This is a genomic window from Caldivirga sp. UBA161 (assembly GCF_002506515.1).
In the GTDB taxonomy this organism is placed as follows: domain Archaea; phylum Thermoproteota; class Thermoprotei; order Thermoproteales; family Thermocladiaceae; genus Caldivirga.
In genome coordinates this window covers 1-4459 of sequence record NZ_DAXS01000074.1, presented here as the reverse complement: position 1 = coordinate 4459, position 4459 = coordinate 1, and the positions used below count along the sequence as shown (strand labels likewise).

Here is a 4459-nt window from a genome sequence, read left to right as displayed (position 1 = left end):
TACCCTGTACCAATTATCCCTCTCAGCGGGTTTAAACCCAATTGCCTTAATTAAGGAGGCTACGTAATCTCTGGTGAATACTGGCTTACTTAATCCAGTGGCTGGTATAACCCTCTCCTCATATAGTGTCCCACCGAAGTCATTTGCACCAAATTTGAGGGCTAATTGAGCTACATCAAGGCCGTTGGTTAACCAGCTTGATTGAATATTAGGTAACTCCCCCTTAAACACTAGCCTAGCCACAGCCACTATCCTTAGTAATGTTGCTGAGGTTAATGGATAGGGGACCTTATTTGTTAATTCACTGTTACCTGGCTCAAAGTTCCATGCGGTGAAGGATAGGAATCCATGAGTCCTCCTCTGTAGGTTAATTATCCTGTATAGGTGTTCGGCCCAATCTGCCTTAGACTCCACGTGCCCATACATCATTGTTGCATTACTCCTTATGCCTAACCCATGGGCAACCTCCATTATGTTTAACCACGTTTCAGCACTAATCTTATGTGGTGCAATAATCCTCCTAACCTCATCAACCAGAATCTCCCCACCACCCCCAGCCAGTGTATCCATTCCGGAGGCTTTAAGCCTCTCAAGAACCTCCCTGTAGCTCATCCTATGCTTCCTAGCCAAGTAATCAACCTCAATGGGGCTTAAGCCGTGGATTGCCACGTGCGGGAGCTTGGCCTTAAGCGCCTTGAATAACTCCTCATAATACTCAATCCCCAATTCAGGATTAATACCACCCTGCACCAGTACCTGCCTAATACCAAACCTTGAATCAACCTCGGCTGCAAGCTTAACAGCGTAATCCACACTCATGGTGTAGGCTTCAGGATGCCTTGGCGGCCTATAGAATGCGCAGAAGCTGCAGGCTATTGTGCAGACATTGGTGTAATTCAGTATTAGGTTTGGTATGAAGGTTACCACACCCTTAAACAACCCCTCAGTTAACTCCCCTGCAGCAATACCAAGGTCCCATAGGTTCAATTCAAGGAGCCTCTCAATGTCAGGGGGCTTCAACTCCTCACCGTTCAGGGCCTTCTCCAGTGCTTGATCCATTGATTACTGGGTTAATTTAGGTTTCTTTAACCTTTAACCCAGCTACCCACTTTCCCGTATTCAATGGGTTAAGTTTTTTAAATTAGTCTAATGAATAGGCAATAATGTGTACCATTAATGATGTTAGGAATGCGGTTGCCAATGGGGTTAGTAAAACAGATGCCTTAAGCCTATTCACTCAATGCGACTTCAGGGTGTTGGCTAAGGTGGCTGATGAATTAACAATGAAGATTACTGGGGATACAGTAACCTTCGTTAATAACGTCGTAATAAACTACACTAACGTCTGCGTGGCTCAATGCCCAATATGCGCATTCTATAGGCCCAAGGGGCATCCTGAAGCCTACTTAAGGAGCCCGCAGGAGGTTGTTAAGGGTGTCCTTGAGGCTAAGGCTAATTACGGGGTTAGTGAACTACACATTAACGGTGGCTTCCACCCAGACTTAACCATAGAGTACTTTGAGGAATTATTCAGTAGCGTTAAGAAGGCTGCCCCTGAAATCACAATTAAGGGGCCCACGGCTGCTGAGGTGGATTTCTACGCTAGGATTTGGCGCATGAGTACTAGGGAGGTTCTTGAGCGATTCAAGTTAGCTGGATTAGATGCATTATCTGGGGGTGGGGCTGAGATACTCAGTGAGGATGTTAGGAGGGTCATAACGCCATATAAGTTTAATGCTGAGGCCTGGTTGAGGATTTCCCATGAGGCTCATGAATTGGGCATAAGGAGTAATGCAACAATGATGTATGGGCATGTTGAGGGGCCCCAACACATAATAAGCCACCTCTTCTCAATAAGGGAACTACAGGAGGAGACTAACGGCATACTACTCTTCATACCCATTAAGTTCGTTCCATGGAACACTAAACTGTATAGGGATGGCTTAGTTAAGGGCCCTGCACCCGCTGAATTGGATGTGAAGGTTACTGCAATATCAAGGATTATACTTGGGGGTAGTATTAAGAGGATTGGGGCTTACTGGACCTCATTAGGTAAGAGGCTTGCCTCAACACTCCTATTGGCTGGGGCTAATGACTTAGTGGGGACTATGATTAATGAGCAGGTGCTTAAGCAGGCTGGCTCAAGTGAATCCCTAAGGCCAACCACAGTGGCTGAGTTAGCCCACATTGCTAGGGAGGTTGGTAGGAGGCCTATGGTTAGGGACACCTTCCACACTAGGCTAATTGAGGTGAATTAATGAGGATTGCTAGGCTTAAGTACGCGCACAGTGACCCATTATTCAAGTACTCAGGCTTAAACCCAGTGCCGGTGAGTAATAATGAGTCAATTAAGTTAATCCTAGAGAATGAGGTTGACGTAGCCTTCGTACCATTAACCTACGCTGCATACCACTGCGATGTAGTTAACATGGTGCCGTACTTCGCAGTATACAGTAGGGGGCCTGTATTATCGGCTAGGTTATTTAAGGGTTCAGGTAGGGGTTATGCGGCTGTTGAGGATACTAGCGTTAATGCTGGTGCATTAACGGCGTTAATGGGGATTAGCTTTGAGAGGGTTTTAAACCCGCATGAGGCATTGAAGAGGTATGAGGGTGTTTTAGTTATTGGTGATGAGGCCTTGAGGATGACTGCATTGGGCCTACCCTACATTACTGATGTTGGTGAACTTTGGGAGGAGAGGATTGGTAAGCCCCTTGTCTACGCAATAATGGTTGCCAGAGTTGGTGTTAGTGGCGGTGAATTAATGGGTGTGGTTAATGGTATTAGGAGGTCCCTTAACTCATTCATGAGTAACCCTGAGCCATTAATTAGGGATGTGGCTAATAGGCTTAATGTACCTGAGTGGGTGGTTAGGGATTACTTAATGAAGAGCATTAAGTATGAGGTTAATGATGAGGTTATTGATGGGGTAATCACTGAACTTGAGGTTCTTAAGCTACCTAAATGCCTAAGGATTCTTCCACGTCAATGCTAACCCCTCCACTTAACCCTTGGCTTAAGTACATTAGCCTTAGCCTCAATCCTACCCCTATACTTGGCTAAATCCCTTAATATAACCTTAACCTCATCCCTCATATTCCTCCTCAACCCATACATACCCAACCTGGGTAAAACCCTCCTCTCAGGCTCATAATATAAGTCATCCTCAGGCTCAACCCTTGGGTTAGGTAAGTGAACAACCTGGGGTTCATAACCCAAAACCTCCTTACTAGCCTCCTTAACTAAGCCTGCAATGGCGTTGAGTGTTAGGATTTCCCTATAGTGGTAAACAGTCCTATACTCACCATCACTTGGCGGATTCTCCAGTAGTAGTGTTAAGGCGTCGGTGGTGTCTTCAAGGGATGTGAACCCCTTCTTCTGAAGCCCACTACCGTAGACTGTTAACTCATGGCCAATTACGGCTTCTGCGCAGAACCTATTAAACACAGTACCCCATACGTCATCGAAGTCAAACCTGGTGAATAACTCATCTGAAGTAATTTCACTAGTCCTAGTGCCGTAGACAGGCCCCTGGTGGAAGTCTGTTACCGTTATTCCCCACAGCCTATTAGCGTAGGCAAGCATGTAGGAGTCGAAAACCTTACTCCAATGGTACCATGAGCCAGCCCACCTGGGTACAAGTATCTTATCCCTGGCGCCATTTACAATAGCCTCAACGAATGCATCCTCAGGTAGCCTGAAGGCTGGGTAACCGAATTCACCCAGTGTACCCATTTTAAGTAGGTGGATCCTACTGCTAATGCCCCTTATGGCGTATATTACGTTTAGCGTTGACTTAAGGTTATTAACCATTGTGTAGGAGGCGTGGTTAACATCAATCATCGAGTACGGTGCAGAACGCTGCTCAGCGAAGTGAACTATGGCGTCGGGCCTATGCTTATCAATAATATGCCTCACAGCATCGTAGTCAGTAACATCAGCCTCATGGAAGATTACCCTCGACCCATAAACCTCCTCCACAGCCTTAACCCTATCCTCCATGCTTAATATCGGTAATGCAGACCATGAACCAACCTCCTCCACAGCACTCCTAGTGTAGAAGTTATCAACACCAATAACCTCATGACCCCTCCTCACAAGCCTAAGCGCAAGCGCCCAGCCCAAGTAACCATCAATACCAAGTATAAGAACCCTCACAATAACCACATACCTTAAGCGCTTATAAAGTTAACACACCAATAATGAGGACCACACCACATATTCCCGGAGGCGCTTTAAGGCCCCTTATGAGTTGGGGATTGCCTAGTTGTTTACTAGATGTTAAGGTGAATTATAGTCAAGGTTGCTCAGAATATTGCTGATAGATTTTACCAAGCCAAGGAGGGGTATCTAAGGGGTTTAATCGAATTAACCAAATACGGTAAGGAGTTTAGGCTGTGAATCCAGTGAATGCGTCTAGGGCAATTTTTCAGCAATTAGTAATTAAGTATGCATTAGG

The 4459-nt window shown here is 45.8% G+C and carries 4 protein-coding genes; 2 read left to right on the top strand and 2 right to left on the bottom strand.

Annotation, left to right across the window (positions count from 1 at the left end):
• Positions 1-1059 (bottom strand): cyclic dehypoxanthinyl futalosine synthase (gene mqnC, locus BP896_RS08565; protein ID WP_291767549.1); only part of this gene is annotated, 1059 nt, incomplete at its 3' end.
• A 104-nt stretch (positions 1060-1163) separates the two neighbouring features.
• On the opposite strand from mqnC, the gene BP896_RS08560 reads away from it, so the two are divergent.
• Together BP896_RS08560 and BP896_RS08555 are read left to right on the top strand one after the other, a co-directional pair.
• Entirely contained in the window at positions 1164-2258 is a 1095-nt protein-coding gene (locus tag BP896_RS08560) for a CofH family radical SAM protein (protein WP_291767548.1), read from the top strand.
• The gene (locus tag BP896_RS08555) at positions 2258-2995 is read left to right on the top strand and encodes an MqnA/MqnD/SBP family protein (RefSeq protein WP_291767547.1); all 738 of its coding nucleotides are present in this window, start codon (positions 2258-2260) and stop codon (positions 2993-2995) included. Before BP896_RS08560 ends, BP896_RS08555 begins: the two co-directional genes overlap by 1 nt.
• Here the strand turns inward: BP896_RS08555 and agl3 are convergent.
• On the bottom strand, positions 2992-4158 hold the full coding sequence (gene agl3 / locus BP896_RS08550; protein WP_291767545.1) for a UDP-sulfoquinovose synthase: 1167 nt from the start codon (positions 4156-4158) through the stop codon (positions 2992-2994). The two genes, BP896_RS08555 and agl3, sit on opposite strands and share 4 nt — an antisense overlap.
• Between the last annotated feature and the right edge of the window lie 301 nt (positions 4159-4459).

Bases quoted from the DNA above. Each gene is read 5' to 3' on its own strand.
- BP896_RS08560 (WP_291767548.1), top strand. From the start codon at position 1,164: ATGTGTACCATTAATGATGTTAGGAATGCGGTTGCCAATGGGGTTAGT.
- BP896_RS08555 (WP_291767547.1), top strand. From the start codon at position 2,258: ATGAGGATTGCTAGGCTTAAGTACGCGCACAGTGACCCATTATTCAAG.